Source organism: Janthinobacterium kochi (assembly GCF_051380715.1).
Lineage (GTDB): Bacteria > Pseudomonadota > Gammaproteobacteria > Burkholderiales > Burkholderiaceae_D > Janthinobacterium.
Map to the genome: position 1 here is coordinate 63,959 of NZ_JBNYXO010000012.1, position 26,181 is coordinate 90,139.

Below are 26,181 nucleotides of genomic sequence, written 5' to 3' on the forward strand. Positions count from 1 at the left end.
GGGATTACCTTGTGGGTAGGGCACAGAAAGAGGCGCCGCACCGGGGTCTCCGATGCGGCGCCAGGATGTTGCATTCGCTACAGCCCGGATTTACATCAGGGCAATGACGGGATATCTCCGCCACTCGGGCTCGGCAAAGCGCTGGCAGTGCTCAAAAATGAAATCGAGCACGGCTTCCTGATTGCTCAGCAAGGCCGGGTTGGCGGCTTTCCACTCGGCGAACTTGGTAGCCAGCGCCGGCTCATCGCGCAGCAATTCGGATGCCATGTCTTCGAACACATAATCGGAAAACGCTTCTTTCTTCTCCAGCATGCTGTTGAAGAAGCCCCAGCGGAAGAAGCTGTCGTGCGCCTGCGGTTCCAGCGTTTCCACGGCGTAGCGCGCGTTGTCCTGGTCCAGGCTGACGACATAATCGCCCGCCTGTACGGTGAATTCGCCCGTGCGCGCTTCCAGTTCCACGGTGTCGTGGAACATGTGGCCTTCGTAGGCGGTGGCGCGCGTGCCGACATTGGTGATGTGGTAATAGCGCGCCGTTAAGGTCTGTTCGGCGGTGATGCGGCTCATTTCGACACCGTTCCAGCGCAGGCGCTCGATGACTTCGCGCCAGGCTTGCGGCACCACATAGGCTTTCGGTGCGGCCACGGTGACGTCCGCATCGAAGCGGTTGTAGTAGGCGATATCGCGTTCCCACGGCTGCGAGCGGTCATACGACAGGCGCTGGTAGTCCCCCAGCACGCTCGGCGTGTACTGCGCCGCATAGCCCTTGAAGGGGAAGGTCGACGGCAGTGCTTCGTTCATGGCCCAGTGGATGGGCCATTCGGCTTGCGTGCGTCCGGCCGCCTTGGCTTGCGCGCGCAATTGCTGGATCTGTTCGCCATGCTCGATGGTAAACGCCATCGTGATGTCGAGCAGGGCGCGCATGGAAGCGTAGCGGTCGGCAAACGGCTTGAGCATGTGCGTTTCCGGCATGAAGCCGATGACGTGATGCAGGGCCGCAAAACCGGTGGAGAAACGGGGCACTTCGAGGAATTCGGCGATGCCGTGGTCGGGACTATCCTTGACGGGATTCACGTAAGGACAGGTAGGCCAGCCAGCGCTTTCCATCTGCGCAAAGATGTGCGGCAGCATGGTGTCTTGCAGGAAGGGGCCCAGGCCATTGCCCAGCTTATCCGTCTGTGTGTGGATCAGGGTCATCGTGTACGGGTAGTCGGCGCCGTTCGACGTGTGCGTGTCGACCATCACGTCCGGGTCCCAGCTGGCCAGCAAGCGGTTGAATACTTGCGCGTTCAGGCTGTCGCACTTGATGAAATCGCGGTTCAAGTCCAGGTGGCGGCTGTTGCCGCGGAAACCGAATTGCTCCGGGCCATCCTGGTTCACGCGCGAGGTGTTGGCGCGGTTCAGGCTGCCATCGACGTTGTAGATCGGAATGAACAGCAGCACGGTGCTGCCCAGCGCCGCCAGGCGTTCGGGCTGCGTGCAGAGGTCGCGCACGATAGCCATGCAGGCGTCGATGCCTTCCGGCTCGCCCGGGTGGATGCCGTTGTTGTTGAAGAACACGGTGCGCCCTGCGCGCTTGATCTGCTCGCGGTCAAACACGCCGTCGGCGCTGACGACGCCAGCGTGGATGGGCACGCCCGAATCGGACAGGCCGATCTGTTCGAAGTGCAGCACGTGCGGATAGCGTGCGGCGAGATCCTTGTAGAAGGTGATGCATTCCAGCCAGGTCGTGGTCTGGTTGTGGTTACCGAGTTCGTAGGTCGTGCGCAAGTCTGGTGGCATAGCGGTCTGAGTCTGGGAGGGGGAAGGCGCGCTGGGTAAGTACGCCCGCTAGGGGCCAATTGTAGCACCGGCGCTTCTGCCTTGAGGCGCCGCAGGGACTTGCGGCAGTACTTGTGTTATGAATACGTTTCACGCGCAAGGGGAGGCGGCATGGGCAAGGCAGTGATGGCAGCACTGGCGTGGTGGGCTTGCCTGGCGGCGCAGGCGGCGCCACTGCGCTTGCCAGCAGGCAAGGGGCCGGTGGCACAGGGCGGGTCCATCATGGCTGCTGCGCAGGGCGCGCTGATACGCTACCGGGGCTGGCTGCTGGCCATCGATGGTGCAGTGTCGGAAGAACGGTCGGACCTCTTGCTGACGTCGGCGCAGGCGGGCCAGGCGCCGCAACTGCAGATCGGCTCCACGCGGCGTACCTTGCCCCCGTGGTCAGCCTTCGAGCTTGTCAAGGGAAGCACGCGCTTGCGCATCACGGCGCTGCCGGGGCCGGATGAGCTTCCCGCGCTGCTGCTGGACTTTGGCGATAGCGACTACCGCATCGTGATTCCCGCCGCCGGTATCGCGCGGCAAGCCTATCGGCTGCTGGCGCAGCGCTTTCCCGGCGCCGACCTGGCCTTGCTGCTGCAGGATGGCCGGAGGGTCATGCTGCCGCTGGGAAGCGGTCGCGCGCAAGTGTTTGGCGCGGAGCAAGCCGTGCCTTACCGCTTTAGCAAAGTAAAACGCTAGGCGAAAAAAAGCCACTCCCGCAGGAGTGGCTCAGGCTAAAGCGCCCGTTGCCGGGTTATTGCTTCTTGTTATTCAGCGCCCATTTCTTTCAGCAGGTTGTCTGCGTGGTCGATGTGTTTCATGTTCCACAGCATGTAGCGCAGGTCAACCTGGATCGAACGGGTGTTGGCCTTGTTGTAGTCCCAATCGGAAATGATCGAGTCCAGCGTGCCGTCGAATGCCAGGCCGATGAATTCGCCTTTGGCGTTCAGGGCAGCCGAACCGGAATTGCCGCCGGTGATGTCCAGGGTGGCCAGGTAGTCGACCGGCACGGTTTTCAGCTTAGCATCGACAAATTTACCGAAGTCCTTGGCTTTGATCGCCGCCAGTTGATTGGCTGGTGCATTGAACTCGCCCTGGCCCGTGGCTTTGGCAACGACGCCATTGACGGTGGTGAAGGCGGTCCAGGTGGTGCCGTCGGCGCCATGGTCGCGGCCGGCTACTTTGCCGAACGTCACGCGCAGGGTGCTGTTGGCGTCAGGATAGACCGCTTGGCCTTTGCTCTTCATGAAGGCAATTTTTGCTTTCATGTAGTTGGCGTAGGCTTGCTGGATCTTGCCTGCCAGTTCTTCGTCTTCCGCTTCGTTTTTCAGCGAATCCGGATACATGGCGACGGCTGCCTGGATGAAGCTGTCCTTGCTGGCCTGGAATTCGGCTGGCGTGCGTTTCAGCCATGCTGCGCGTTCTTCCTTGTCGGCCAGCTTGCTGCCCGCATACAGTTTGTCCAGTGCGGCGGACAGGTCGGCTGGCGACATGCCGTCCTTGATGCCGATGGCGGCGTCAAAGCTGGCGCGGCGCTGTGCTGCCGGTTGCGCGGCGTACTTGGTCAGGCTGTTCAGTACCAGCGCCTTGTCGACTTTTTCATCGTAGGTACGCTCGACCGACGTGACGTTCGAGGTCAGGCGTGGCAAGTCCCGCGTCTGGTAGCCGGACTTGCGTTCCGTATCGGCTTTGGTGCTTTCGTTCGCAAGGCGGTACAGGCTGCGTGCCGTGTTCAGCAGGCGTGGCTGTGCATAGCTCAGGAAGAAATCGCGTTTGGTGTCGGCATCGCGCTCGGCGATCAGCTTTTCCACTTGCTCGATGTCGCCGGCAAATTCCGCCTTGCGTGCAGGATTGGCGTTGACCCAGGTTTTCAGGGCTTCGTGTTCCGTCGTCTTGCGCGCCAGGAAGTCGCTGCCGGCGTAGGAGTCCAGCATGCCTTGGCGGTTCTTGTAGTAATTGTTCACGCCAGCGACTTGACCCGCGTATTTCAGGGCAACATCCTTGTTGTCCTTGGTTTCGCGCGCGATGATGGCCAGGGTTTCGCCCGACGCTTTCACGAAGGCCGGGTAGTTCCAGTCAAACGTGTACGCCACTTCCGATGGCAAACGGTGACGGTTGGTGCGGCCAGGGTAGCCCAGGACCATCACGAAATCGCCTTCTTTCAAGCCATCCTTGGCCAGTTTCAGCACGTGTTTTGGCTGGTAAGGCACGTTGTCCTTGCTGAAGTCGGCAGCTTTACCGTCGCGGCTGACATAGGCGCGGTAGAAACCGTAGTCGCCCGTGTGGCGTGGCCACATCCAGTTGTCGGTGTCGCCGCCGAATTTACCCACGCCCGCTGGTGGCGCGTGCACCAGGCGCACGTCACGGATTTCCAGTTGCTTGATCAGGTAGAACTCCAGACCGCCGTAATAGGCCGACACGGTGCAGCGGAAACCGGCTTCTTTTTCGCATTCGGCGACCAGTTTTTTCTGGTTTTTCTCGATCGCGTCGATGCGAGCCTTGCCTTGCAGCTTGGCCACGTCGGCGGTGATGATCTTGTCGCTGACATTGGTCACGGCCGAGGTGACGAAGATGCGGCTGCCTGGGGCGGCCGGCAATTCTTCAGCGAAAGTCTTGGCCAGGAAGCCGTTGGCCAGCAAATCGCGCTCCTTGGTCGAATTGACCGCCACGCTGTTGTAGACGCAATGGTGGTTGGTGGCAACCAGGCCTTGTGGTGAGACAAACGAGGCCGAGCAACCGCCCAGGCTGACGATGGCGCCCATCGGGAACTCGGTCAGTTTGGTCAGGGTGGTCGGATCGAGTTTCAGTCCGGCCGCTTTCAGTTCCTTGGCTACTTGTGGCAGCTGTTGGGGCATCCACATGCCTTCGTCGGCGTGTGCGAAGTTGCTCAGGATGGCGAGCGCGATTAAAGATTTTTTCATTCGAGTTCTAGTCTTTTTACATGGTGGAAAGTCGGAACCAACGTGTACCCAGTGTTTTTCTCAGCGGGCGACCTAGAGTATCCGTATCGAACTCGCACTAGTCAATCACATTTTCCGGGTGGCATGTTCTTGCATGATTGCTTAAATGACATCATTCTTGATGCCGTAGGGGCAGGAACCGGCCGCCAGCGCGCATTTTTCCGTGCTGCGGTTGTGGTATTGTCCATACGTGGCATGGCGGCAATGAAAAATGGCCGGGCGCTTGCGCGGCCCGGCCACCTCGTGAGGCACGGCGTGTTGCCGCTCTAGCGTATTTTGCCGCGGCGCAAAAGATTCACGATGCCCAGCAGGATCACGGCGCCCAGGAACGAGACCAGCAGCGAAGACACGCTGAAATTGTCGCTATTGATGGTGCCCGTGCCGAACAGGGGCGCCAGCAGCCAGCCGCCCAGTAAGGCGCCCACGATGCCGACGACGATATTGAGGAAGATGCCTTGTTGCGCATCGGTTTTCATGACCATGCTGGCCAGCCAGCCGATGACGCCGCCAATAACGATCCAGATAATGAAATTCATGTAGTCCTCCGCGCGATGGGTGAGTGGTTTTCATGTTAGAAAAACATCATGCCAGGTGATACTGATGCCGCACGATAGAAAAGTCCAGCGGATTCGCGTCGCGCATGCAAAAGCCCGCCTGGCTGCGGGCAGCGAGGCGGGCTTGTCATGCGGCAAGGCCGTGTTTAATCGGCCTTGATCGCTTCGACCTGGATGGCCAGCTTGACTTCCGGCGAGAACGCCGGCATGCCGTAGTTCAGGCCAAAGTCGCTGCGCTTGAATTCCGCGCTGGCATCGGCGCCGCACACTTCGCGCTTGTAGCGCGGGTGCATGATGCACTTGAATTTGCTCACATTCAATTTGACAGGCTTGGTCACGCCCAGCAGGGTCAGTTCGCCATCGACTTCCACCAGCTGATCACCGTTGAACTTGAACGACTTGCTCTTGTAGGTGATTGCCGGGAATTTTTCCACATTGAACATGTCCGCTTTTTTCGCGTGCGTGTTCATGGCGTCGAGGCCGAAATCGATCGAATCGGCATCGATGACCAGGTCCAGGCTGCCCGTCTTGGCGGCACGGTCCAGGGTCACGGTTCCCTTGGTCTTGTTGAACTTGCCGCGCCAGACGGACATGCCCATGTGATCGGCTTCAAAGCTGGGGAAGGTGTGCGTCGGGTCGAGGTTGTAGGTGTCGGTAGCGGCCATGGCCGAACCCGCGCCGGCGGCTGCCAGTACGGCGATCATCAAGTGCTTGAATGTCATGAATATCCTAAGGTTGAACAAGGGGTATAGCGATTACTGAGCAGAAACATGGAATTTAATGGTGACTTCATCCGCGACCATGCTCGTGTCTTTCCACTCGCCTTCGCCGATGTTGTAGGTCAGGCGTTTGATCGGCAGGGCGCCGTCAAACGCATATTTGCCGCCGTCGGCTTTCACCGTCAGGGGGAAGGTCACGTCGGTGGTCTTGCCTTTGATGCTCAGCTTGCCGCTTACCGTCAGCTTGCCCGCGCCGGCGGCCTTGATGCTGCTCGAGACAAAGGTGGCTTTCGGGAACTGGGCAGAGTTGAACCATTCTTTCTTGGCCACTTCCTTGTTGTACTCGGGGTCGCCGATATCGATGCTGGCCGTCTCGATGTCCACCGACGCTTTCGAGGTGTCCGGCGTGGCCGGGTTGTAATCGATGGCGATATTGAATTTCTTGAACTTCGCTTCCACGGGCACGTTCATTTGCTTGAACACGGCCGACACGCTGGTCTTGGCGGGATCGACTTTCAGCAGGGTGGCGGCGGTGGCGGCCACGGACAGGCCCAGCAGGGAAGCGAGGACGATGCGTTGGGTGGTTTTCATCTTGTTTTTTTCCTGTGTTTCAGTGAGCAAAGCAGATTAAGACGGACTTGGAACGCCGGACAAAACCGTAGCGAGCGGAAGTGAGTTGCGGCCGAGAAGCGGAACTGTGCTTTTAGCACAGTGAGCATCGCAGGCCGCAAATCGCGACGCGCAGTAGGTTTGGTTCGACGTTCTTATGGCAGCATGCGTTTTAGCACCCCATCGCGGTCGATGAACTGGTGCTTCAGCGCCGCCAGCACATGGGCGGCCACGGCGGCGGCCATCGTCATGTTCAGAACATAATGAATCTCTTTTAAAAGTGGCTTAAGTTCCGGGTTCGGCGCCATGATGACCGGCAGCTGGAACAGTCCCAGATAGACAACCGGCACACCGGCGGCCAGGGTGTACAGGTAGCCGGAGATGGGCACGGCGAAGATCAGGATGTACAGCAGCACGTGCATGGCGTCGGCCGCCTTCTTTTGCCAGGCAACCATGCTGGCCGGGTGCGGCGGCGGCACGTTGGCCTTGCGCCACAGCAGGCGGATCGCGGCGATGGCCAGCACGGTCACGCCCAGCCACTTGTGCCAGGAGAAATATTTGAGCTTGGTGGGCGTCAGGCCGGGAATGTCCGTCATGACCAGGCCCATGACAAAGGCGCTGATGATCAGCAGGGCGGTCAGCCAGTGCAGGATGATGGCGGTGGTGGTGTAGCGTTGCATCGGCGGCTTTCTTGAAAGTAGTACGCATTAGGACTAATTCGGCCTAATATACCAAAGAAAAGCAAATTGCGCTGCGTGCTGCAGATTCTACAAGAAAGATTGCCAGAAAAAACGCGGGGCGGGCAGCATTTATGTGCTGGCCGCCCCGCGGGAGTGGATCTGCTTGATCCAGGTACAGATTGTGGCTTAGATTGCTTTGGCCAATTGCGCCGCGATACCGATGTAGTTGCCCGGCGTCATGGTCAGGAGCACGTCCTTGGCATCCTGCGGAATGGCTAGGCCATTGACGAAGGTTTGCAGCGCTTCTTTCGAGATGCCCTTGCCGCGCGTCAGCTCTTTCAGTTGCTCGTACGGATTTTCGATGCCATAGCGGCGCATCACGGTTTGCACGGGTTCGGCCAGCACTTCCCAGGTCGCGTCCAGGTCTTGCGCCAGGCGCGCGTGGTTTACTTCCAGCTTGTTCAGGCCGCGCAGGCAGCTGTCATAGGCCAGCAGGGTGTAGCCCAGGCCCACGCCGATATTGCGCAGCACGGTCGAATCGGTCAGGTCGCGCTGCATGCGCGAGACGGGCAGTTTTTCCGACAGGTGTTTCAGGATGGCGTTGGCCAGGCCCAGGTTGCCTTCCGAGTTTTCAAAGTCGATCGGATTGACCTTGTGTGGCATGGTCGACGAACCGATTTCGCCCGCTTTCAGCTTCTGCTTGAAGTAGCCCAGCGAGACATACGTCCAGATATCGCGGTTCAGGTCCAGCAAGATCGTGTTGGCGCGCGCGAAGGCATCGAACAGTTCGGCCATGTAGTCATGCGGCTCGATCTGAATCGTGTACGGGTTGAAGACCAGGCCCAGGCGCTGTTCGATGACGGCCTGCGAGAATGCCGGCCAGTCGAAGCCTGGGTAGGCCGACAGGTGGGCGTTGTAGTTGCCGACGGCGCCATTCATCTTGCCAAGGATTTCCACTTGTTCGATGCGCTTGACGGCGCGCTGCAAACGGGCCACGACGTTGGCCATTTCCTTGCCCAGGGTGGTCGGGCTGGCCGTCTGTCCGTGCGTGCGCGACAGCATCGGTACGTCGGCATTGTCGTGCGCAATCTGCGTCAGCTTGGCTACCAGGCCGTTCAATGCCGGCAGCATCACGCCATCGCGCGCGGCTTTCAGCATCATGCCGTGCGAGGTGTTGTTGATGTCTTCCGAGGTGCAGGCAAAATGGATGAATTCCGACGCCGCCACCAGTTCCGGCACATCCGCCACTTGTTCCTTCAGCCAGTACTCGACCGCCTTGACGTCATGGTTGGTGACCGCTTCGATGGCCTTGATGCGGGCCGCGTCGGCTTCCGAGAAATCGGCCGCCATCTTGTCGAGCAGGGCGCTCGCCTCTGCCGAGAACGGCTTGATTTCAGCGAAACCGGCTTGCGACAGCGCTTGCAGCCAGGAGATTTCCACTTTCACGCGGTGGTGCATGAAACCGGCTTCGGACAGGATCGGGCGCAGCAGATCGGTCTTGCTGGCGTAGCGGCCATCGAGCGGAGACAGGGCCGACAGCGTGGAATACGGAGGTGTAGAAGTCATGAGAGCGGACGCAAGTTAAAGAAACGGTTGGCGTGTGGCGCGCGGGGAGGGCAGGTCTATCGCAATACAGCAACACTGACGGCGCCACAGTAAAGGGTGATTTTACCACCGCTGGCCGCTGGCCAGCCGTCCGGCGGCAGTGGATGGCCCCCATTTTGGCCGAATCCGGCCCCGATGCGGCATGCGTGCCACACCCGAGGGAGCGCCAGGCGGGTGCTGCCAAACGCCGCTGCCGCCGATGCTATACTGATTGCTGCTCCTTCACCTTAAAGTACCTATGAAACTGATCGGCTCGCTCGCCAGCCCGTATGTCCGCAAAGCCCGTATCGTGCTGGCGGAAAAAAAGCTCGACTATGTCTTCGAGCTGGAAAACGTGTGGCTGCCGGAAACCCGCATCGCCCAAGCCAATCCGCTGGGCAAGGTGCCCTGCCTGGTGATGGAGGATGGCAGCACATTGATCGATTCGAAAGTCATCGTCGAATACCTCGACACGCTCACGCCCGTGTGCAAGCTGCTGCCGGCCGGCGGCAATGGCCGCGAGCGGGCCGATATCAAGAACTGGGAAGCGCTGGCCGACGGCATCCTCGACGCGGGCGTGCTGGTGCGCCTGGAGCGCACGCAGCGCCCGCCCGAGCAGCAAAGCGCGGCCTGGATCGCGCGCCAGCTCGACAAAATCACGCTGGGCCTGGCAGCGCTCGAGGCGCGCCTGGGCGAGAGCGCGTATTGCGCCGGCAAGAACTACACCCTGGCCGACGTGGCCGTGGGCTGCGCCCTGGGCTGGCTCAGCTTCCGTTTTCCGGAAATCGACTGGCGCGCGGACCATCCGGCGCTGGCGCGCCTGTTCGACAAACTGTCCGAGCGGCCATCGTTCAAGGACACCGTGCCGCAGTGAGCGTACGATGACCGGTACCGATTCAAAGGCGCAGCAACGCCTGCAGATGGCCGATATCGCGCGCCTGGCCGGCGTATCCACGTCCACCGTGTCGCGCGCCCTGAGCGGCAGTTCTCTGGTCAATGAAGAGACGCGCGCACGCGTCATCGCACTGGCCCGTTCGCTCAAGTATTCCATCAATATCGGCGCGCAAAACCTGCGCCTGAAACAGAACCGCACGGTCGGCGTGGTGGTGCCGTATGACGCGGCCACGCGCCAGCACCTGTCCGACCCCTTCTTCCTCAGCATGCTGGGCAGCCTGGCCGATGCGCTGACGGAGCAAGGTTTCGACATGCTCATTTCGCGCGTGGATGCCGAAACGCTCGATGCGGCCGCCCAGTCCTTCGATAGCGGCCGCGTGATCGGCATCATCCTGATCGGGCAGTGGCGCCACCATGAGCAACTGAACCAGCTGGCTGCGCGTCAGGTGCCCATCGTCGTGTGGGGCGCGCAATTGCCGCAGCAGCTGTATTGCACCGTTGGCGGCGATAACGTCGCCGGCGGCAGGCTGGCCACGGAACACTTGCTGGCGGCGGGGCGCACGCGCATCGCCTTCTTTGGCGACGCCAAGCTGCCCGAAGTGGCGCAGCGCCACCAGGGCTATGCGCAGGCGCTGGCCGCGCAGGGCCTGGCGCCCGACCCGCAACTGTACGTGGCCGGCTCCTTCCTGCCGCAGGGCGGCGCGACGGACGTGCAGGAACTGCTGGACCGCCACCTCCCGTTCGACGCCATCTTTGCCTGCAGCGACCTGCTGGCCATGAGCGCCATCAGCGCCCTGCGCGCGCGCGGCGTGGCCGTGCCGGAACAGGTGGCCGTGGTCGGCTACGACGATATCGAACTGGCCGCGTATTTCCATCCGCCTTTGACCACCGTGCGTCAGCCGATCCGCGCCGCCGGGCGCGCGCTGGTGGCCTCGCTGCTGGCGCTGGTCGATGGCGCGCCTGCGCCATCCCAGCAAATGCCAACCGAGCTGATCGTACGCGCCTCGGGCCGCTGAGGCGCGCATCCCTCATCGGTTGCAACCGATTGCAATAATTTCAAATTTCCCCGTTGTTTTTCATGCTGCATGGCAGCATGAAAAAACCTATGGTCGCGTCAAGCATCGCATTTTCCCGTCTATCTTGCCCGTAGTATTCTCTTAAAAACAACATAATTTTCATGTTGCAGTGCTCGATTGCAATCGATTGCAATAAATTCTTATTCGTTGAATAATGACGTACCGGCTCAGCCAGCGCGTCACGGCATGCAGCGGCCAGGACACATAACAAGCCGATACCTCGATGCATCGGCATACAACACTGGAGACAAGATGAAGACACGTACTGCTCAACGCGGCTGCATGGCCGCAGCCGTCACCCTGGCCCTGCTGCAATGGGGCGCCGCCCAAGCACAGTCCGCCCCCGACACCGCCAGCGCCGCCCCGGCCGATGGCCTGAATCTGGAACGCATCGTGGTCACGGGCACCACCGGCGGCACGTCCAAAATGAAATCGAGCAATTCCGTCAGCAGCATGGAACTCGACACCATCTTGCACAACGCGCCCACCAGCGCCGCCGAAGTCCTGCGCTCGGTGCCGGGCTTGCGGGCCGAATCCTCGGGCGGCGAAGGCAATGCCAACATCACCGTGCGCGGCTTGCCCATTTCCGCCGGCGGCGCACGCTATGTGCAGATCCAGGAAGACGGCTTGCCGGTGCTGCAGTTTGGCGACTTCAACTTCACCACGCCCGACAGCTTCGTCAAGATCGATTCCACCCTGGACCACCTGGAAGTGGTGCGCGGCGGTTCGGCCTCCACCCTGGCCACCAATTCGCCGGGCGGCATCATCAATTTCATCAGCAAGAACGGCAAGGAGAAGGGCGGCAGCGTGGCCATCAGCCGCGGCCTGGGCTACGACCAGACAAGGGTCGACTTCGATTATGGCGCGCCGATTTCGGAGCGCACGCGCTTCTTCATCGGCGGCTCCTGGCGCACGGGCGAAGGCATCCGCCACAGTGGCGTCAACAGCGAAAAGGGCGGCCAGATCCGCGGCAATGTCACGCATGAATTCGACAGCGGCTTCGTGCGCCTGTCGTTCAAGCACCTCGACGACCAGTCACCCACGGCCCTGCCGGTGCCGGTCAGCGTGCGCAATGGCCGCATCGGGGAAATCGCCGGCATCGACCCGCGCAAGGCCAGTTTCTATTCGCCGTACTGGGTGCCGGACATGGTGCTGAACAAGGATAACCAGCGCGTGGCCACCCGCGTCAACGACGGCTTGCACGTCAAAAGCGACACCGTGGGCCTGGAAGCGTCGTTCAAGCTGGGGCAGGGTTGGAGCGTGAGCGAAAACTTCCGCTACGCCGACAATTCGGGCCGCTTCACCGGCGTCTTCCCGTCGAATAACGGCAGCGATGGCAGCTATGTATTTGCCAGCGGCCCGAACCAGGGCAAGCCCTACACTGGCCGCGCGTTTTCCGCCGTGGTGTTCAATACCTCGATCGACGACGCCAGCAATACATTGAGCGACACCAAGCTGGCCAAGACTTTTGTGATGGGCAGCGGCAAGCTGACCACCACGGCCGGTCTGTACCTGTCGCAGCAAAAGCTGGGCCTGACCTGGAACTTCAATGAATACCTGATGCAGGCCACGGGCGAGCAGCCGGCGCTGCTGCAAACGGCCAGCAGCACGCCAGGCTACATCGGCCCCGCCTTCGGCGCCTGCTGCTCGCGCGCCGTCGACATGCAATACCGCACGACGTCTCCGTACCTGAACCTGGCCTGGGAAAGCGGCGCGCTGAACCTCGACGGCGGCTTGCGGCGCGACCGCCAGCATGCCAGCGGCACGGCCAATATCGCCACCGGCGCGCAAGTGTATCTGCCGTCGACGGTGCAGCGGGTCGACTACACCCTGGGCCACACCTCGTACTCGCTGGGCGCGAACTACAAGCTGCAAGCCAACCTGGCCGTGTTTGCCCGCGTCAGCGAAGGCGTGGCCTTCAATGCCGACCGCATCCTGTTCGGCACGCCGTTGGATGGCAGCGTGCCGGTGGCGATGAACACCGTGCGCCAGCTTGAAGGGGGCGTGAAATGGCGGCGAGGTCCCCTGAGCACCTTCGTCACCGTGTTCCAGGCCAAGACGAAGGAAAGCAATTACGAAGCGACTACCCAGCTGCGCACGGCCAACAGCTATGAAGCCAAGGGCGTGGAGCTGGAAGCGGCTTACAGCGCCGGCGACTTCCGCATCAATGGCGGATTGACGTTCACGGATGCCGAGATCACGGGCACGGCGGCGGCCGACGTGGCGCTGATCGGCAATACGCCGCGGCGCCAGGCGCGTGTCGTCTACCAGCTCGCGCCCACCTATGAATGGGGCCCCGCCACCTTGGGCGCCAGCCTGGTCGGCACGGGCAAGTCGTGGGGCGACGATGCGCACACGATCACCTTGCCCGCCTACCAGGTGCTCAATGCCTTCGTCAATTACCAGCTCACGCCGCAAATGCAGGTGGCGCTGACGGCGAACAATCTGCTCAACAAGATCGGTTATACGGAAGTCGAGGGCGATGGGCATGCGGCCCGCTCGATCACGGGGCGCGCCGTCAAGGTCAGCCTGAAATACGCATTTTAAGCAAGGATAGGATTCATGATGTCGATACGCAGCCCCCTGGCGCGCCTGCTGGCGCCGCTCCCCACGCACTTGCGCGACGATGCGGCGCGCCGCTATGCGCGCCAGGAGGCGGTCTTGCTCGACCGCCTGGGCAGCCTGTATGGCCAGCGGCCGGACTTCCTGCCCTGGCTGGGCGACCTGATGGAAAGCGTGGGCCGGCTGTACGCGGCGCGCGCGCCGGCGCTGCTGCGGCAAGATGCGCAGCGCGAAGCGCAGCCGGACTGGTTTGCCAGCCAGTCCATGCTGGGCTACAGCGCGTATGTGCAACGCTTCGGCGCCAATTTGCAAGGCGTGGCCGAACGCATTGGCCACTTGCGTGAACTGGGCGTGACGTATCTGCACCTGCTGCCGTTTTTGCGTGCGCGCGCAGGCGAAAGCGATGGCGGCTTTGCCGTCGCCAGCTTCGAGGAAGTCGATCCCGCGCTGGGCAGCAATGCCGACTTGCTGGCGTTGACGGCGCAGCTGCGCGCGGCCGGCATCAGCCTGTGCTCGGACCTGATCCTCAACCACGTGGCCGACGACCATGCATGGGCGCTGGGCGCCAAGGCAGGCGATCCGCTGCTGCGCGAATTTTTCCACACCTATCCCGACCGCATGCAGCCGGACCGCTATGAGCGCACCGTGGGTCAGGTCTTCCCGCAGGCGGCGCCGGGCAATTTCACCTTCGTGCCGGCGCTCCAGCGCTGGGTCTGGACCACGTTTTATCCGTATCAGTGGGACTTGAACTACGCCAATCCGGCCGTCTTCGCGGCCATGACCGGCGCCATGCTGGGCCTGGCCAACAAGGGCATCGAAGTATTCCGTCTCGATTCGACGGCCTTCCTGTGGAAGCGCGAAGGCACCGACTGCATGAACCAGCCCGAAGCCCACAGCCTGCTGCAAGCCTTGCGGGCGATTGCCGCCATCGTCGCGCCGGGCGTATTGCTCAAGGCCGAAGCCATCGTGCCGACGCCCAAGCTGCCCGCCTACTTTGGCAGCGATGCCGCGCCCGAATGCCATATCGCCTATCACAGCAGCCTGATGGCTGCCGGCTGGGGCGCGCTGGCGGAGGAAAGCACGGACTTGCTGCAGCAGGTGATCGCCGCCACGCCACCGCTGCCACCGGCCGCAAGCTGGCTCAGTTATGTGCGCTGCCACGACGACATCGGCTGGAACGTGCTGCTCAATGAAGCGGGCGCGGACGGGCCGGCGCGCCTGGCGCGCATCGCCCGCTTCTTTGCCGGCACGCCCGGCAGCGGCAGCTATGCGCGCGGCGCGGCCTTCCAGAGCAGCAGCGCCGACAAGGCGCATGGCAGCAACGGCATGGCCGCCTCGCTGGCCGGCCTGCAAAGCGCCACCACGGTGCAGGAGCAGGAATACGCGTTGCGCCGCCTGCTGCTGCTGCATGGCCTGGCCTTGAGCTTTGGCGCCTTGCCGGTGCTGTACATGGGCGATGAACTGGGCATGACCAACGATCACAGCTACACGCAGCGCCCCGACCGGGCGATGGACAGTCGCTGGCTGCAGCGCCCCGCATTTGACGACAGCCTGCTGGCATGGCGCCACGATGGCGTGAGCGCCAGCGGCCGGCTGTACCTGGCACTGCGCCAGCTGATCGACATGCGCAGGCGCTTGCCGGCCCTGGCCGCCGCTGCGCCGCGCAGCGTGCTGCCCGCCGACACGCCGGCCGTGCTGGCGCTGCTGCGCGGCGACGCGTTTCTCAACCTGAGCAATTTCAGCGGCGCCAGCCAGCGTTTCACTTTGCCCGCAGGCGAGTGGCGCAACAGCCTCGATGGCAGCGTGCTGGCCGGCACGGTAGGCTTGCAGCCATGGCATATGCTGTGGCTGGAGCGGGAGCAAGAGCAAAAACGGGAACCAGCATGAGCGACGCCAGCACGCACCGTCCGCATCTGTCGTTCTGGCAGATCGTCAACATGAATGTCGGTTTTTTCGGCATCCAGTTCAGCTTTGGGCTGCAGCAAAGCAGCATGAGCCCCATCTACAAATACCTGGGCGCCGATGAAGCGAGCCTGCCGTACCTGTGGCTGGCCGGTCCCATGACGGGGCTGCTCGTGCAACCGCTGATCGGCGCCATGAGCGACCGCACGGTGACGCGCTGGGGCCGCCGCACGCCCTACTTCCTGATCGGCGCCATCCTGTGCAGCCTGGGCTTGCTGGCCATGCCCTTCAGTCCCACCCTGTGGATGGCCGCCAGCCTGCTGTGGATACTCGACGCAGCCAACAACGTGACGATGGAGCCGTACCGCGCCTTCGTCAGCGATAAGCTCGACAAGAAGCAGCACTCGCTGGGTTTTCTTACGCAGAGCGCCTTTACGGGGCTGGGGCAAACGCTGGCCTATCTGACGCCATCGCTGCTGGTCATGCTGGGCATGAACAAGGATGCCGTCAATGGCAGCCATATCCCGCACATCGTCATCGCCGCCTTCCTGATCGGCGCCGTGTTCTCGCTCGCCTCGGTGCTGTGGACCCTGAAGACGACGCCGGAAAACCCGCTCACGGCCAGCGAGCTGGCGGCCATCCGCAGCCGCCCGCCGGGCTGGCGCCACACGCTGGCCGATATCGGCGCGGCCCTGCGCGACATGCCGCCGACGATGAAGCAGCTGGCCTTCGTCAACCTGTTCCAGTGGTACGCCCTTTTCTGCTACTGGCAGTACATTGCGCTATCGCTGGCGGCGACCCTGTTCCACACGACAGACCCGGCGTCGCAAGGCTTTCGCGACGCGGGCCTGCTGAACGGGCAGGTAGGCGCCTTCTACAATTTCGTCGCCTTTGTCGCCGCCTTTGCGCTGGTGCCGTTCACGCGCCGCTTCGGCCCCAAGCGCATGCACAGCCTGTGCCTGTGCGCGGCCGGCGTGGGCATGCTGAGCATCCCGCTGATCCACAGTCCGGTGCTGCTGTTGCTGCCCATGCTGGGCGTGGGCCTGGCCTGGGCCAGCATCATGGGCAATCCCTACATCATGCTGGCCGGCTGCATTCCGCCCGAGCGCACGGGCGTCTACATGGGCATCTTCAACATGTTCATCGTCATCCCGATGATCATCCAGATCTTCACCCTGCCCCTGTATTACCGCAGCTGGCTGGGCGGCAATCCGGAAAACGTCATCCGGCTGGCCGGCGCCCTGTTGCTGTGCGCGGCGGTGGCGGTTTTATTCGTGAAATTGAACGGGCGCCAGGGCGCTGGCCGCCCCTGATGACAGGCGTAAAAAAACCGGCAGGCTGCCGGTTTTTCTTGTTCCACCAATGATGTTACGACACCTGACAAAACCGTAGCGAGCGGAAGGAAGAGGTGGCCGAGAAGCGCAACCGTACTCTAGTACGGTGAGCATCGCAGGCCGCCTATGCCGACGCGCAGTAGGTTTTGGCAGGTGTCCTCATTACTCTTCGACGGCCATCTGACTTTGCAGGTAGTTCTGAATGCCGACCTTGGCGATCAGGTCGATCTGCGTTTCGAGCCAGTCGATATGCTCTTCCGTGTCTTCCAGGATCATCAGGAACAGGTCGCGCGAGACGTAGTCGCCCGCTTTTTCGCTGATGGCGATGCCTTCCTTGACGGTGGCGTGCGCGGCGCGTTCCAGCTTCAAGTCGCATTCCAGCATTTCCGGCGTGTTCTCGCCGATCAGCAGCTTGTGCAGCGCTTGCAGGTTAGGCAGGCCGTCGAGCATCAGGATGCGGTCGATCAGCTTGTCGGCGTGTTTCATTTCGCCGATCGATTCTTCGTATTCTTTCTTGCCCAGCTTTTCCAGGCCCCAGTGCTTGTACATGCGCGCATGCAGGAAGTACTGGTTGATGGCCGACAGTTCGTTGGTGAGCTGTGCGTTGAGCATGCGGATGACTTCTTTATCGCCCTTCATGGGAATTCCTTTGTTCTGTGTCGCGTTCGATGATGAAACCGCAGGCTGCTGGCGTTCACTGCCGGGTGGCGCAAGGCTGCCTGGTGGCGCGCAGGTTGCCGGTTTCGCTATGCCCGCATGATAGCGCAAAATATGGGCGTTTTTTGCTGCGTAACGGTGTTTTCCCGTCCTTTTAACGTAAATATCGTGCGAATAAAACCCATTCTCAAATGGATTGCCACATTTTTCCGTTTTTTATTTGCCAAGGAAAATGCAGGCCATTCTCATTCGCGTTCCCGGTGCTATTTTGTTGCCGCTGGCGCGCGCGCGTGGCCGCGCTGAAAAGGCGGGAAATGTTGCTCCGTTCTTGCTTTTGTGTCTTCTTGGCCGCTGCCGGCGATGCGATAATCAGGCAGCGATTTTACTGAAAAAGGATAGCAAGATGATGCTGCATATACCCGGCGTGCTGACGCCGGAACAGGTGACGCAGTTTCGCCAGCGCCTGGCGCAAACGGACTGGGTCGACGGGCGCGCCAGCGTCGGGGCGCAAGGGGCGCAGGTCAAGCGCAACCGCCAGCTGGCCGAAGGTTCGCCGCTGGCGCTGGAGCTAGGCGAGATCGTCAGCCGCGCGCTGATGGCCAATCCGTTGTTCTTCGCCGCCGTGCTGCCGCTGCGCATCCTGCCGCCGTTCTTCAACAGCTATGCGGGCGGCGAGCACTATGGCTTGCATATCGACGGCGCCATCCGCACGCCGAAAAACGGCATGCAGTCGATGCGCGCCGACGTTTCCTCGACCGTGTTCCTGAGCGAGCCGGACGAGTACGAAGGCGGCGAGCTGGTGGTGGTCGATGCCTACGGCACGCATGAGGTAAAACTGCCGGCCGGCGACGTGATCGTGTATCCGTCGAGCAGCGTGCATCAGGTGCTGCCCGTCACCAGCGGTGAGCGCATCTGCTCCTTCCTGTGGACGCAAAGCATGGTGCGCGAGGACTGGAAACGCAGCATGCTGTTCGAGCTCGATCAGAACATCCAGAGCGTGCGCGCAGAGCACGGCGATTCGCCCGCGACGGTGGGTCTGACGGGGCATTATCACAACCTGCTGCGGATGTGGGCGGAGATGTAAGGCTGGGGTCAGACCCCCGGCGACGTTGGCGCTGAACTTTGCGTTGGCGGTGTTGAGGGTCTGACCCCATAGCGCGCTGCGCATCTGGCAAAAAAAAGTCTGCCTGGCCCGGGGATGTAGGCTGGCAGACTGAAACAAGCAGTTGCTTGACTGGTGCAGAAAACAGGGCGCAAAAAAGCAAGCAGGGCATTGGTGCGCTGCTTGCGGGCTGGCAGCGGCGCCGTGGCCGCCGGAAGGCTAGCTCAGTTGGAAGGTCAGCGGTACTAAAACGTAGACGGGGACAGGCTTGCCGTTTTCGATCATGGGCTTGAACAGCGCGCGCTGCGCCGCCTGGCGGCCCGCTTCATCAAGGTTGCCGTAGCCGGTCGATTTGTGAATCAGGATTTGCTCGGGCAAGCCTTTTTCATTGATCAGGATGCGCAGCACCACCGTGCCACTTTCACCCAAGCGGCGCGACAGATTCGGGTAAATCAGTTGCGGTGCCTTGATGTATTCGACGCTGCTGACGGTGCGCGGCGCCGACGGTGCCGGTGGCGTCGGCGACGGTGTCGATGGCGCTGTCGGCGCGGCGGTGGCAACGGGTGCCGCTTCGGCGCGCGTCGGCTGCGGCGGCGTGATCGTCGGCTCGCTCGGCGCCACGGCGATCAGCGGCAGCGGCGGGATCACGGCGCGCGGCACGGGAGCGCTCAGTTCCACGGTTTTCGGTACCGACGGTGCCGGTGGCTTGGGCGGCGCCGGCGGGGCGATGATGCTGATGGTGGTGATGGTCGGCATGGCCGCCGTGACGACGCGGCTCAGCAAGCCGCTCTGGATGGCGTAAAAGCCGGCGATATGCAGGACGACGATGGCCATCAGCGGCGCGAACTTGTTGCGCTTCTTGTCGAAGTCGGCAAATTGCTGCACGGCCTGCACCGTTACGGGCGGGGGCATCATCGTCATGGCGTTCATCGCTTTCTTTAGTTTGTCAGTACAGCTCGCATCAATACGGTTTCCTGCAGCACTACGGTGGCGTTCAGGTGATCGTTCAGTACTTCCCGCGCGCAGGTATGACATTTGCCGCAGCAGGTGGCCACGCCCAGGTCGCGGCGCAGTTCGGCCATGCTGGACAGGCCAAGATCGACGGCTTGACGGATTTCACGATCAGATATGTTGTTGCAGACACATACAATCATTGATGCACCTTCTGGCTGGAGGATGAACAGACACTAGTGCTCTGAAGCATTGTTGCTAGTGTTTTAATGAGAATCATTATCATTACGTTTCATTGTCGCGCAAAGTGCAGGACAATGCAAGCGATTTTGATCAAGTGTGCAGCGCCTGGCGGCCTGGCGCTGCGGGTTGATATGTGATTCGCGCGCATGATGCAGCCCTTGATGGGGGCGGCTCTCCTGGCTAAATAAAAACTATTCGCATTCAGGTTTATAATGCTGGTATTGTCTCGGACGGTCGCCGTCTGGACAGCTTGAATGGCCGCTTGTCGGTAATGCGCAACAGTGGCGTTTTACCTCACAAACCTGGGAGCAGTGCAAGGCGCCCCGCGCCGCAGCCTGTATCAGGTGTTCTTAATTTGAACGGAATTTGCTCATGACTCTAGTTCCACCCTTGATGACGCTCGATGCGCTGGCAGTCGGCCAGAGCGGCACGGTGTTGCATATCACGCCCCACACGGCAGGACAGACGGAGGACGGCGTCGACCTGGCCCGCCGCTTGATGGAGCTGGGATTCGTTCCCGGCGAACGACTCCGCATGCTCAAGCGCGGCATGCCCGGCGGCGACCCGCTGGCCATCAAGGTCGGCAATGCCACGTTCGCACTGCGCCGCTTCGAAGCGGCGCTGATCACGATTCAACCGCTGCTTCAACCGGAATAACCATGGGTGCTGTCGAAACGATCGTCGATGCGGGCGTGCACAAGCCGCCACATCAGCCACAAATTGCCTTGCTGGGCAATCCGAATTGCGGCAAGACCGCCCTGTTCAACCGTTTGACGGGCGCGCGCCAGAAAGTGGCGAACTACGCCGGCGTGACCATCGAGCGCAAGGAAGGCCATTTCACGTCGCCCGCCGGCAAGCCCGTGCGCCTGCTCGATCTGCCGGGCGCCTACAGCCTGTCGGCCACCACGCCAGATGAAGCCATCACGCGCGACGTGGTGGGCGGCCTGCGCCAGGGTGACCCGCGTCCGGACGCCATCATCTGCGTGGTCGACGCCACCAATCTGCGCCTGAATCTGCGCCTGGTACTGGAAGTCAAGCGCCTGGGCCTGCCCATGCTGCTGGCGCTGAACATGACGGACGTGGCGCGCAAGCGCGGCATGCTGATCGACACGGCCAAACTGGCGCAGGAACTGGGCATGCCCGTGGTGGAAACCGTCGCGGTGCAGCACGATGGCGAAAAAGCTTTGTTGGGCGCCATCGACGCCATGCTGCCGCTGCCGGTAGTGGAAGCGAAACCGCTGGCGGCCATCGATGCCGTCAGCGTCGAAGAAACCCAGCGCGAAGTGCGCCGCATCCTGGCCGCCGTCAGCAATGACGCGGGCGACAGCGGCAACCTGACGGAAAGGATCGACGACGTGGTGCTGCACCCCGTGTTCGGCCCCCTCATCCTGGCCGTGCTGATGTTCCTGATTTTCCAGGCCGTGTTTGCCTGGGCCGCCACGCCGATGGAAATGATCACCGATGGCGTGGGCCACCTGGGCGCCCTGCTGACGGCGAACATGCCCGATGGCCACCTGAAGAGCTTGCTGGTGGAAGGCATCATCGGCGGCGTCGGCAGCGTGCTGGTATTCCTGCCGCAGATCCTGATTCTGTTCTTCTTTATCCTGAGCCTGGAAGACTGCGGCTACCTGCCGCGCGCGGCTTTCTTGCTGGACCGCCTGATGGGCGGCGTAGGCCTGTCAGGCCGCGCCTTCATCCCGCTGCTGTCGAGCTTTGCCTGCGCCATTCCCGGCGTGATGGCGGCGCGCACCATCCAGAACCCGCGCGACCGCCTCGTCACCATCATGATCGCGCCGCTGATGACATGCTCGGCGCGCCTGCCCGTGTATGCGCTGATCATCGCTGCCTTCATCCCGGAACGCCAGGTATGGGGCTATCTGAGCCTGCAAGGCCTGGTACTGTTTGTCCTGTACTTCGCCGGCATCATCTCGGCCATGGCCGTGGCCTGGGTCATGAAGCGCGGCATGGGCGTGCGCGGCAACCAGCCGCTGATGCTGGAACTGCCGGCCTATCACTGGCCGCACCTGCGCAACCTGGCCGTCAGCCTGTGGGAGCGCGCGAAGATCTTCCTCACGCGCGTCGGTACCATTATCCTGAGCCTGATGATCATCCTGTGGTTCCTCAGCACCTTCCCCGGCCCGCCGGACAACGCGATCCATCCGCCAATCTACTACAGCCTGGCCGGCATCCTGGGCCGCGGCCTGGAAGTGATCTTCGCGCCCATCGGTTTCAACTGGCAGATCTGCATCGCGCTGGTGCCGGGCATGGCCGCGCGTGAAGTGGCCGTCGGCGCGCTGGGCACCGTGTATGCGCTGTCGCAAACGGGCGACGCGCTGGCTTCGACCCTGGAGCCGCTGATTGCCCATTCGTGGTCGATGGCCACCGCGCTGTCCTTGCTGGCCTGGTATGTGTTCGCGCCGCAGTGCCTGTCGACCCTCTCCGTGGTGAAACGCGAAACGGGCGGCTGGCGCTATCCGCTGCTGATGGCCGGCTATATGTTCGCCCTGGCTTACGCCGCTTCGTTCATCACCTATCGCGTCGCCCTGATGCTGGGCGCTTAGGAGCACACCATGTGGCAAACCATTATCGTCGCCCTGATCGTCGCAGCCGCGCTGCTGCATTTTTCGACCAAGTACCTGCCGGCGGGCGTGCGCCGCGCCATCGTGCGTGGCCTGGTGCGCTGCGGCCTCGATGAGGCGAAGATGTCGACTTTCTTCAAGGTGGCGCCGGGCTGCGGCAGCGGCTGCGGTTCCTGCGGCTCATGCGACAGCCCGCCGCCGCCCGCCACGCCGCCGGCCGACGGCAGCAGCAAGCGCGTGATCCTGATGCAGGTGCAGCGCCAGGACTGATGTAGGTCTAGGCACGGGCGCACCCGTGGGCTACACTGGGCTTTCCGCATGGCAAGGAGTGGCAATGGCGATACTGTTGATCTTCATGTTTTTGTTTGCGGTCGCCACCTGGCTGCTGGCCAGCCGGCGCGGCCGCCACGGGGGACTCTGGTTCGGTATCGGCCTGTTCCTCGGACCGTTTGCCTTGCTGGCGGTGGCGGCTCTGCCGCCTGTGCCGCCGATTTCGCGGCCCTGAACGAAAAAACCCGCAGTTGCGGGTTTTTTTACGCCGGTACTGTGCCTAGGTCTTGCCCGCCAGTTTTTCCACGACCGGCACCAGCGCGGCCGGGCGGCAGCCGAAGGCGGCCAGGCGGCCTTGCGCCTCGGGCGCCAGATCCAGGTCGTAGGGCAAACGGCCCGCCACCAGCCACAGTTTGTCGTGCGGCAGGGCGTCCACCAGGCGGCGCTGGCCGTCGACGAACATGGCGTTGTACGTTTGCAGCACGATCTGCGGCGCGCCTTGCGCAAAGGCGATGGCGGCATTGACCTCTTCGTCCAGCGCCTCGGCCGACAAGGCGTACTCGCGCACGTCCAGGCCCGCTTCGAGCAGCGCCGGCAGCATGGAGCTGCGCGCTTCCTTGTTGCGGCCCAGCGCCACTTCATCGATTTCGCTGCGCGAACGTACTTCCACCGTCAGGAGGGTCACGGGCAGGCTCGCATCGAGCGCGCGGTATGCGCCTTGCACGCGCAAGGCGGCTTTTTGCAGCAGCTGCGACAGGGCCATGGCGGCAGGCTGCATCAGTGCCGGCGGTGTGACCGGGCGCGTGCGCCAGTCGCGCACGGCGCGGTTGCGCTTGAGTTTAGCCACGCGCGCACAAGCCGCGTCGATGCGCGCCATGGCGATGTCACCGCGTTCCACAGCGGCGATGACGGCCTCGATGGCAGCTGTCTGCTGCGCTTCGCGGTGCGAGATGAGGACGATGTCGGCGCCCGCCTGCAAGGTGGCGATGGCGCCCTGGGCGATGCCGATGCCGTCGGCGATAGCCGCCATTTCCAGGCAATCGGTAATGACCACGCCCTCGTATTTCAACTCGCCGCGCAGCAGGTCCGTCAGCACGCCTTTCGACAGGGTGGCCGGCACGCTGGTATCGGCCTCGAAGGCGGGGAAGACCACGTGCGCCGTCATGATGGCGTCCACGCCGCCGGCGATCGCCGCGCGGAACGGCGCCAGTTCCACGGCGCGCAGGCGTTCCTTGTCGTGCGGTACCAGGGCCATCGCGTAATGCGTGTCGATGGCCGTGTCGCCGTGGCCGGGGAAGTGCTTGGCGGTCACGGCCATGCCGCTGGCGCGCTGGCCGCGCATGGCGGCCATGCCGTAGGCTATGACGGTGGCGGCATCCTCGCCATACGCGCGCACGCCGATGACGGGGTTGTTGCGGTTGTTGTTCACGTCCAGTACGGGCGCGAGCAGCAGGTTGATGCCCACCTGGCGCATTTCATCGCCGCTGATCTGGTTCATGCGTTCGCAGTCGTCGATGGAGCCGGCCGCCTGGAAAGCCATCGCGGCCGGGATCGGCGTGACGCCCTGCTCGATGCGCATCACCATGCCGCCCTCCTGATCGATGGAGATCAGCAGCGGAATGTCGGACACTTCCGCATTGATTTCCTGCAGTTCGCGGCACAGGGCTGACACTTGCGCAGGCGTGTGCACGTTGCGGCGGAACAGGATCACGCCGCCCACCTTCTTTTCGCGTATCAAGGTCTTGATATGCTCGTCCGCCTGCAGGGCGTCGAAGCCCACCATGAACAATTGTCCTACTTTCTCGCGCAAACCCTGCTCCATGCTGCAACTCCTCCGGTATTGATTGTGACGACGACATACGTATTCTGGCACCGTGGTGGCGCATCGTGGCGGTCACCGGAAAGCTGCCCTGGTTTTGTACTTGTTTTGGTATTGTATTGGATTTGTGTTTTTGTGCAAGTGGCTATTAAGTGGTATTGATCCGCTTGCGCAAACGCCGTATCAATCGAGGCGCTGGAACGATACCGCCTGGGCCTTGGGCCAGTACAGGCCGAACACGGGCGGCAGTTGCGGCAGCTGGCTCGGGTCGAGCAACTGGCCCGCGTCCAGGAAGGGCAGCAGGGCCGACGCCAGTTTCACCTGGTTCGGCGAGATGCGCCGCACCAGGTGGTGCGGGCGCAGTTCCTGCGGGTGCGCCAGGCCGGCGGCGGCGATCAGTTCGGCCAGCGCCTTCATGGTGTTCTGGTGGAAGTGCGCCACGCGGGCGATTTTGTCGGATACCACCAGCGCGCGCTGGCGCTGCGGGTCTTGCGTGGCCACGCCCGTCGGGCAGCGGTCCGTGTGGCAGCTTTGCGACTGGATGCAGCCCAGCGCGAACATGAAGCCGCGCGCTGAATTGCACCAGTCGGCGCCCAGCGCCAGCAATCGGGCGATGTCGAAGGCCGTGATGATCTTGCCCGAGCAGCCGATCTTGATCTGCGCGCGCAGGTTGGCGCCCACCAAAGTGTTATGCACCAGTACCAGCGCTTCCTGCAGCGGCGTGCCTACGTGATCCGTGAATTCCAGGGGGGCGGCGCCGGTACCCCCTTCGCTGCCGTCGACGACGATGAAGTCGGGCGTGATGCCCGTGGCCAGCATGGCCTTGACGATGGCGAAAAACTCCCACGGATGGCCGATGGCCAGCTTGAAGCCCGTCGGCTTGCCGCCCGACAGGGTGCGCAGGCGGTCGATAAAGTGCAGCATTTCCAGTGGCGTGGAAAAGGCGCTGTGCGCCGCCGGCGAGACGCAATCCTCGCCCACCATCACGCCGCGCGTGGTGGCGATTTCGATCGTCACCTTCGGGCCGGGCAGCACGCCGCCGTGGCCCGGCTTGGCGCCCTGCGACATTTTCAGCTCGATCATTTTCACCTGCTCCGAGCTGGCGTTGGCGATGAAGCGTTCTTCCGAAAACGTGCCGTCCTGGTTGCGGCAGCCGAAGTAGCCGGAGCCGATTTCCCATACCAGGTCGCCGCCGTTTTCGCGGTGGTAGGGGCTGATGCTGCCTTCGCCCGTGTCGTGCATGAAGCCGCCGCTGCGCGCGCCGCCGTTCAGGGCCAGGATGGCGTTGGCCGACAGGGCGCCAAAGCTCATCGCCGAGATATTGAAGACGCTGGCCGAATACGGTTTGTCACGCGGGCAGTCAGGGTGGTTGCCGATCTCGATGCGGAAATCGTGGCCCGTGACCTTGGTGGGGGCGATGGAGTGGTTGATCCATTCATAGCCCGCTGCATACACGTCGAGCTGGGTGCCGAATGGGCGCTTGTCCGTCTGCTCCTTGGCGCGCTGGTAGACGATGCTGCGCTGGCTGCGCGAGAACGGCGTCGCTTCGCTGTCGCTTTCCAGGAAATACTGGCGGATTTCGGGACGGATGCTCTCGAAGAAAAAGCGGAAATGCGCGAGGATGGGGTAGTTGCGGCGCAGCGCGCGCTTGGTTTGCAGCAGGTCGCTGATGCCGACCAGGGTCAGCGCACCGGCCAGCAGGGGCAGCCAGTAGTGATCGTAGTAAAACAGGGACAGGACAAAAATGGCTGCCGTCGCAATGAAGGTCAGGTAGCGAAATGATACTAGGTGCATGGGCACTCCGGTGAAGTCAGACTGATAAAGCGAGTCTACCTTCGATTCACGGAACGTGCTGGCGGGAAATAACGCGGCGCCCGGTGGGCGCC

Annotated in this window: 24 protein-coding genes; 11 read left to right on the plus strand and 13 right to left on the minus strand. The window is 62.5% G+C overall.

The window, feature by feature from the left end; genetic code table 11:
* Nucleotides 1–90 precede the first annotated feature (90 nt).
* The gene (locus tag ACQ4WL_RS21965) at nt 91–1,779 is read right to left on the minus strand and encodes a M14 family zinc carboxypeptidase (RefSeq protein WP_436511653.1); all 1,689 of its coding nucleotides are present in this window, start codon (nt 1,777–1,779) and stop codon (nt 91–93) included.
* A 150-nt stretch (nt 1,780–1,929) separates the two neighbouring features.
* Between ACQ4WL_RS21965 and ACQ4WL_RS21970 the strand changes: the two genes are divergently transcribed.
* Nucleotides 1,930–2,499, plus strand: a complete 570-nt coding sequence (locus ACQ4WL_RS21970; protein ID WP_436511654.1) for a hypothetical protein — start codon at nt 1,930–1,932, stop codon at nt 2,497–2,499.
* A gap of 68 nt (nt 2,500–2,567) precedes the next feature.
* Here ACQ4WL_RS21970 and ACQ4WL_RS21975 read toward each other — a convergent pair whose 3' ends face one another.
* The 6 genes from ACQ4WL_RS21975 to purB all read right to left on the minus strand — a co-directional run bounded on the left by ACQ4WL_RS21975 (nt 2,568) and on the right by purB (nt 8,888).
* Nucleotides 2,568–4,721 (minus strand): S46 family peptidase, encoded by a 2,154-nt coding sequence (locus tag ACQ4WL_RS21975; RefSeq protein ID WP_436511655.1) that lies wholly within the window; start codon nt 4,719–4,721, stop codon nt 2,568–2,570.
* Nucleotides 4,722–5,026: 305 nt separating this feature from the next.
* Nucleotides 5,027–5,296 carry a GlsB/YeaQ/YmgE family stress response membrane protein gene (locus ACQ4WL_RS21980; RefSeq protein WP_436511656.1) on the minus strand — a complete coding sequence of 90 codons (270 nt, stop codon included), beginning with the start codon at nt 5,294–5,296 and terminating at the stop codon, nt 5,027–5,029.
* Nucleotides 5,297–5,460: 164 nt separating this feature from the next.
* Nucleotides 5,461–6,036: a YceI family protein gene (locus ACQ4WL_RS21985; RefSeq protein WP_096238130.1), complete on the minus strand. Its 576-nt coding sequence runs from the start codon at nt 6,034–6,036 to the stop codon at nt 5,461–5,463.
* Between the two features lie 33 nt (nt 6,037–6,069).
* Nucleotides 6,070–6,624, minus strand: coding sequence for a YceI family protein (locus tag ACQ4WL_RS21990; RefSeq protein WP_436511657.1), 555 nt, complete (start codon nt 6,622–6,624; stop codon nt 6,070–6,072).
* A gap of 173 nt (nt 6,625–6,797) precedes the next feature.
* Nucleotides 6,798–7,322 carry a cytochrome b gene (locus tag ACQ4WL_RS21995; protein WP_070311507.1) on the minus strand — a complete coding sequence of 175 codons (525 nt, stop codon included), beginning with the start codon at nt 7,320–7,322 and terminating at the stop codon, nt 6,798–6,800.
* 186 nt (nt 7,323–7,508) lie between these two features.
* Nucleotides 7,509–8,888, minus strand: a complete 1,380-nt coding sequence (purB, locus tag ACQ4WL_RS22000; RefSeq protein WP_436511658.1) for an adenylosuccinate lyase — start codon at nt 8,886–8,888, stop codon at nt 7,509–7,511.
* A 277-nt stretch (nt 8,889–9,165) separates the two neighbouring features.
* Between purB and ACQ4WL_RS22005 the strand changes: the two genes are divergently transcribed.
* Entirely contained in the window at nt 9,166–9,780 is a 615-nt protein-coding gene (locus ACQ4WL_RS22005; RefSeq protein ID WP_436511659.1) for a glutathione S-transferase N-terminal domain-containing protein, read from the plus strand.
* A gap of 7 nt (nt 9,781–9,787) precedes the next feature.
* Nucleotides 9,788–10,816, plus strand: coding sequence for a LacI family DNA-binding transcriptional regulator (locus ACQ4WL_RS22010; protein ID WP_436511660.1), 1,029 nt, complete (start codon nt 9,788–9,790; stop codon nt 10,814–10,816).
* A gap of 40 nt (nt 10,817–10,856) precedes the next feature.
* On the opposite strand, the gene ACQ4WL_RS22015 is transcribed toward ACQ4WL_RS22010, so the two are convergent.
* Nucleotides 10,857–11,111 carry a hypothetical protein gene (locus ACQ4WL_RS22015; protein ID WP_436511661.1) on the minus strand — a complete coding sequence of 85 codons (255 nt, stop codon included), beginning with the start codon at nt 11,109–11,111 and terminating at the stop codon, nt 10,857–10,859.
* Between the two features lie 17 nt (nt 11,112–11,128).
* Here ACQ4WL_RS22015 and ACQ4WL_RS22020 point away from each other — a divergent pair, with 17 nt between their 5' ends.
* From ACQ4WL_RS22020 to ACQ4WL_RS22030, 3 genes are read left to right on the plus strand one after another with little or no spacing between them, the layout of a single operon-like run.
* The gene (locus ACQ4WL_RS22020) at nt 11,129–13,423 is read left to right on the plus strand and encodes a TonB-dependent receptor (RefSeq protein ID WP_436511662.1); all 2,295 of its coding nucleotides are present in this window, start codon (nt 11,129–11,131) and stop codon (nt 13,421–13,423) included.
* 15 nt (nt 13,424–13,438) lie between these two features.
* Complete coding sequence (locus ACQ4WL_RS22025; protein ID WP_436511663.1) at nt 13,439–15,325, plus strand: alpha-amylase family glycosyl hydrolase; 1,887 nt, start codon at nt 13,439–13,441, stop codon at nt 15,323–15,325.
* Nucleotides 15,322–16,653: an MFS transporter gene (locus ACQ4WL_RS22030; RefSeq protein WP_436511664.1), complete on the plus strand. Its 1,332-nt coding sequence runs from the start codon at nt 15,322–15,324 to the stop codon at nt 16,651–16,653. The genes ACQ4WL_RS22025 and ACQ4WL_RS22030 overlap by 4 nt, the downstream gene beginning before the upstream one ends.
* Before the next feature lie 183 nt (nt 16,654–16,836).
* On the opposite strand, the gene bfr is transcribed toward ACQ4WL_RS22030, so the two are convergent.
* Nucleotides 16,837–17,313, minus strand: a complete 477-nt coding sequence (gene bfr, locus ACQ4WL_RS22035) for a bacterioferritin (protein ID WP_010401839.1) — start codon at nt 17,311–17,313, stop codon at nt 16,837–16,839.
* A gap of 421 nt (nt 17,314–17,734) precedes the next feature.
* On the opposite strand from bfr, the gene ACQ4WL_RS22040 reads away from it, so the two are divergent.
* Nucleotides 17,735–18,415: a Fe2+-dependent dioxygenase gene (locus ACQ4WL_RS22040; protein ID WP_035822772.1), complete on the plus strand. Its 681-nt coding sequence runs from the start codon at nt 17,735–17,737 to the stop codon at nt 18,413–18,415.
* A gap of 237 nt (nt 18,416–18,652) precedes the next feature.
* On the opposite strand, the gene ACQ4WL_RS22045 is transcribed toward ACQ4WL_RS22040, so the two are convergent.
* Complete coding sequence (locus ACQ4WL_RS22045) at nt 18,653–19,354, minus strand: energy transducer TonB (RefSeq protein ID WP_436511665.1); 702 nt, start codon at nt 19,352–19,354, stop codon at nt 18,653–18,655.
* Between the two features lie 17 nt (nt 19,355–19,371).
* The gene (locus ACQ4WL_RS22050) at nt 19,372–19,587 is read right to left on the minus strand and encodes a (2Fe-2S)-binding protein (protein WP_131387646.1); all 216 of its coding nucleotides are present in this window, start codon (nt 19,585–19,587) and stop codon (nt 19,372–19,374) included.
* Nucleotides 19,588–19,999: 412 nt separating this feature from the next.
* Here ACQ4WL_RS22050 and ACQ4WL_RS22055 point away from each other — a divergent pair, with 412 nt between their 5' ends.
* The 4 genes from ACQ4WL_RS22055 (at nt 20,000) to ACQ4WL_RS22070 (ending at nt 22,711) form a co-directional block, all read left to right on the plus strand.
* Nucleotides 20,000–20,284 (plus strand): FeoA family protein, encoded by a 285-nt coding sequence (locus tag ACQ4WL_RS22055; RefSeq protein WP_436475176.1) that lies wholly within the window; start codon nt 20,000–20,002, stop codon nt 20,282–20,284.
* Between the two features lie 2 nt (nt 20,285–20,286).
* Nucleotides 20,287–22,188 carry a ferrous iron transporter B gene (gene feoB, locus ACQ4WL_RS22060; RefSeq protein ID WP_436511666.1) on the plus strand — a complete coding sequence of 634 codons (1,902 nt, stop codon included), beginning with the start codon at nt 20,287–20,289 and terminating at the stop codon, nt 22,186–22,188.
* A 9-nt stretch (nt 22,189–22,197) separates the two neighbouring features.
* The gene (locus ACQ4WL_RS22065; protein WP_436511667.1) at nt 22,198–22,476 is read left to right on the plus strand and encodes a DUF6587 family protein; all 279 of its coding nucleotides are present in this window, start codon (nt 22,198–22,200) and stop codon (nt 22,474–22,476) included.
* A gap of 64 nt (nt 22,477–22,540) precedes the next feature.
* Nucleotides 22,541–22,711: a hypothetical protein gene (locus ACQ4WL_RS22070; protein WP_436511668.1), complete on the plus strand. Its 171-nt coding sequence runs from the start codon at nt 22,541–22,543 to the stop codon at nt 22,709–22,711.
* 45 nt (nt 22,712–22,756) lie between these two features.
* Here the strand turns inward: ACQ4WL_RS22070 and nagZ are convergent, their stop codons facing one another.
* The gene (gene nagZ / locus ACQ4WL_RS22075; RefSeq protein ID WP_436511669.1) at nt 22,757–24,298 is read right to left on the minus strand and encodes a beta-N-acetylhexosaminidase; all 1,542 of its coding nucleotides are present in this window, start codon (nt 24,296–24,298) and stop codon (nt 22,757–22,759) included.
* 180 nt (nt 24,299–24,478) lie between these two features.
* Complete coding sequence (locus ACQ4WL_RS22080; RefSeq protein WP_436511670.1) at nt 24,479–26,089, minus strand: FMN-binding glutamate synthase family protein; 1,611 nt, start codon at nt 26,087–26,089, stop codon at nt 24,479–24,481.
* Nucleotides 26,090–26,181 lie beyond the last annotated feature (92 nt).

Excerpts from the sequence above, each read along its gene's own strand:
- ACQ4WL_RS21965 (WP_436511653.1), bottom strand. The coding sequence starts at position 1,779 with ATGCCACCAGACTTGCGCACGACCTACGAACTCGGTAACCACAACCAG.
- ACQ4WL_RS21970 (WP_436511654.1), top strand. The coding sequence starts at position 1,930 with ATGGGCAAGGCAGTGATGGCAGCACTGGCGTGGTGGGCTTGCCTGGCG.
- ACQ4WL_RS21975 (WP_436511655.1), bottom strand. The coding sequence starts at position 4,721 with ATGAAAAAATCTTTAATCGCGCTCGCCATCCTGAGCAACTTCGCACAC.
- ACQ4WL_RS21980 (WP_436511656.1), bottom strand. The coding sequence starts at position 5,296 with ATGAATTTCATTATCTGGATCGTTATTGGCGGCGTCATCGGCTGGCTG.
- ACQ4WL_RS21985 (WP_096238130.1), bottom strand. The coding sequence starts at position 6,036 with ATGACATTCAAGCACTTGATGATCGCCGTACTGGCAGCCGCCGGCGCG.
- ACQ4WL_RS21990 (WP_436511657.1), bottom strand. The coding sequence starts at position 6,624 with ATGAAAACCACCCAACGCATCGTCCTCGCTTCCCTGCTGGGCCTGTCC.
- ACQ4WL_RS21995 (WP_070311507.1), bottom strand. The coding sequence starts at position 7,322 with ATGCAACGCTACACCACCACCGCCATCATCCTGCACTGGCTGACCGCC.
- purB (WP_436511658.1), bottom strand. The coding sequence starts at position 8,888 with ATGACTTCTACACCTCCGTATTCCACGCTGTCGGCCCTGTCTCCGCTC.
- ACQ4WL_RS22005 (WP_436511659.1), top strand. The coding sequence starts at position 9,166 with ATGAAACTGATCGGCTCGCTCGCCAGCCCGTATGTCCGCAAAGCCCGT.
- ACQ4WL_RS22010 (WP_436511660.1), top strand. The coding sequence starts at position 9,788 with ATGACCGGTACCGATTCAAAGGCGCAGCAACGCCTGCAGATGGCCGAT.
- ACQ4WL_RS22015 (WP_436511661.1), bottom strand. The coding sequence starts at position 11,111 with ATGCCGATGCATCGAGGTATCGGCTTGTTATGTGTCCTGGCCGCTGCA.
- ACQ4WL_RS22020 (WP_436511662.1), top strand. The coding sequence starts at position 11,129 with ATGAAGACACGTACTGCTCAACGCGGCTGCATGGCCGCAGCCGTCACC.
- ACQ4WL_RS22025 (WP_436511663.1), top strand. The coding sequence starts at position 13,439 with ATGATGTCGATACGCAGCCCCCTGGCGCGCCTGCTGGCGCCGCTCCCC.
- ACQ4WL_RS22030 (WP_436511664.1), top strand. The coding sequence starts at position 15,322 with ATGAGCGACGCCAGCACGCACCGTCCGCATCTGTCGTTCTGGCAGATC.
- bfr (WP_010401839.1), bottom strand. The coding sequence starts at position 17,313 with ATGAAGGGCGATAAAGAAGTCATCCGCATGCTCAACGCACAGCTCACC.
- ACQ4WL_RS22040 (WP_035822772.1), top strand. The coding sequence starts at position 17,735 with ATGATGCTGCATATACCCGGCGTGCTGACGCCGGAACAGGTGACGCAG.
- ACQ4WL_RS22045 (WP_436511665.1), bottom strand. The coding sequence starts at position 19,354 with ATGACGATGATGCCCCCGCCCGTAACGGTGCAGGCCGTGCAGCAATTT.
- ACQ4WL_RS22050 (WP_131387646.1), bottom strand. The coding sequence starts at position 19,587 with ATGATTGTATGTGTCTGCAACAACATATCTGATCGTGAAATCCGTCAA.
- ACQ4WL_RS22055 (WP_436475176.1), top strand. The coding sequence starts at position 20,000 with ATGACTCTAGTTCCACCCTTGATGACGCTCGATGCGCTGGCAGTCGGC.
- feoB (WP_436511666.1), top strand. The coding sequence starts at position 20,287 with ATGGGTGCTGTCGAAACGATCGTCGATGCGGGCGTGCACAAGCCGCCA.
- ACQ4WL_RS22065 (WP_436511667.1), top strand. The coding sequence starts at position 22,198 with ATGTGGCAAACCATTATCGTCGCCCTGATCGTCGCAGCCGCGCTGCTG.
- ACQ4WL_RS22070 (WP_436511668.1), top strand. The coding sequence starts at position 22,541 with ATGGCGATACTGTTGATCTTCATGTTTTTGTTTGCGGTCGCCACCTGG.
- nagZ (WP_436511669.1), bottom strand. The coding sequence starts at position 24,298 with ATGGAGCAGGGTTTGCGCGAGAAAGTAGGACAATTGTTCATGGTGGGC.
- ACQ4WL_RS22080 (WP_436511670.1), bottom strand. The coding sequence starts at position 26,089 with ATGCACCTAGTATCATTTCGCTACCTGACCTTCATTGCGACGGCAGCC.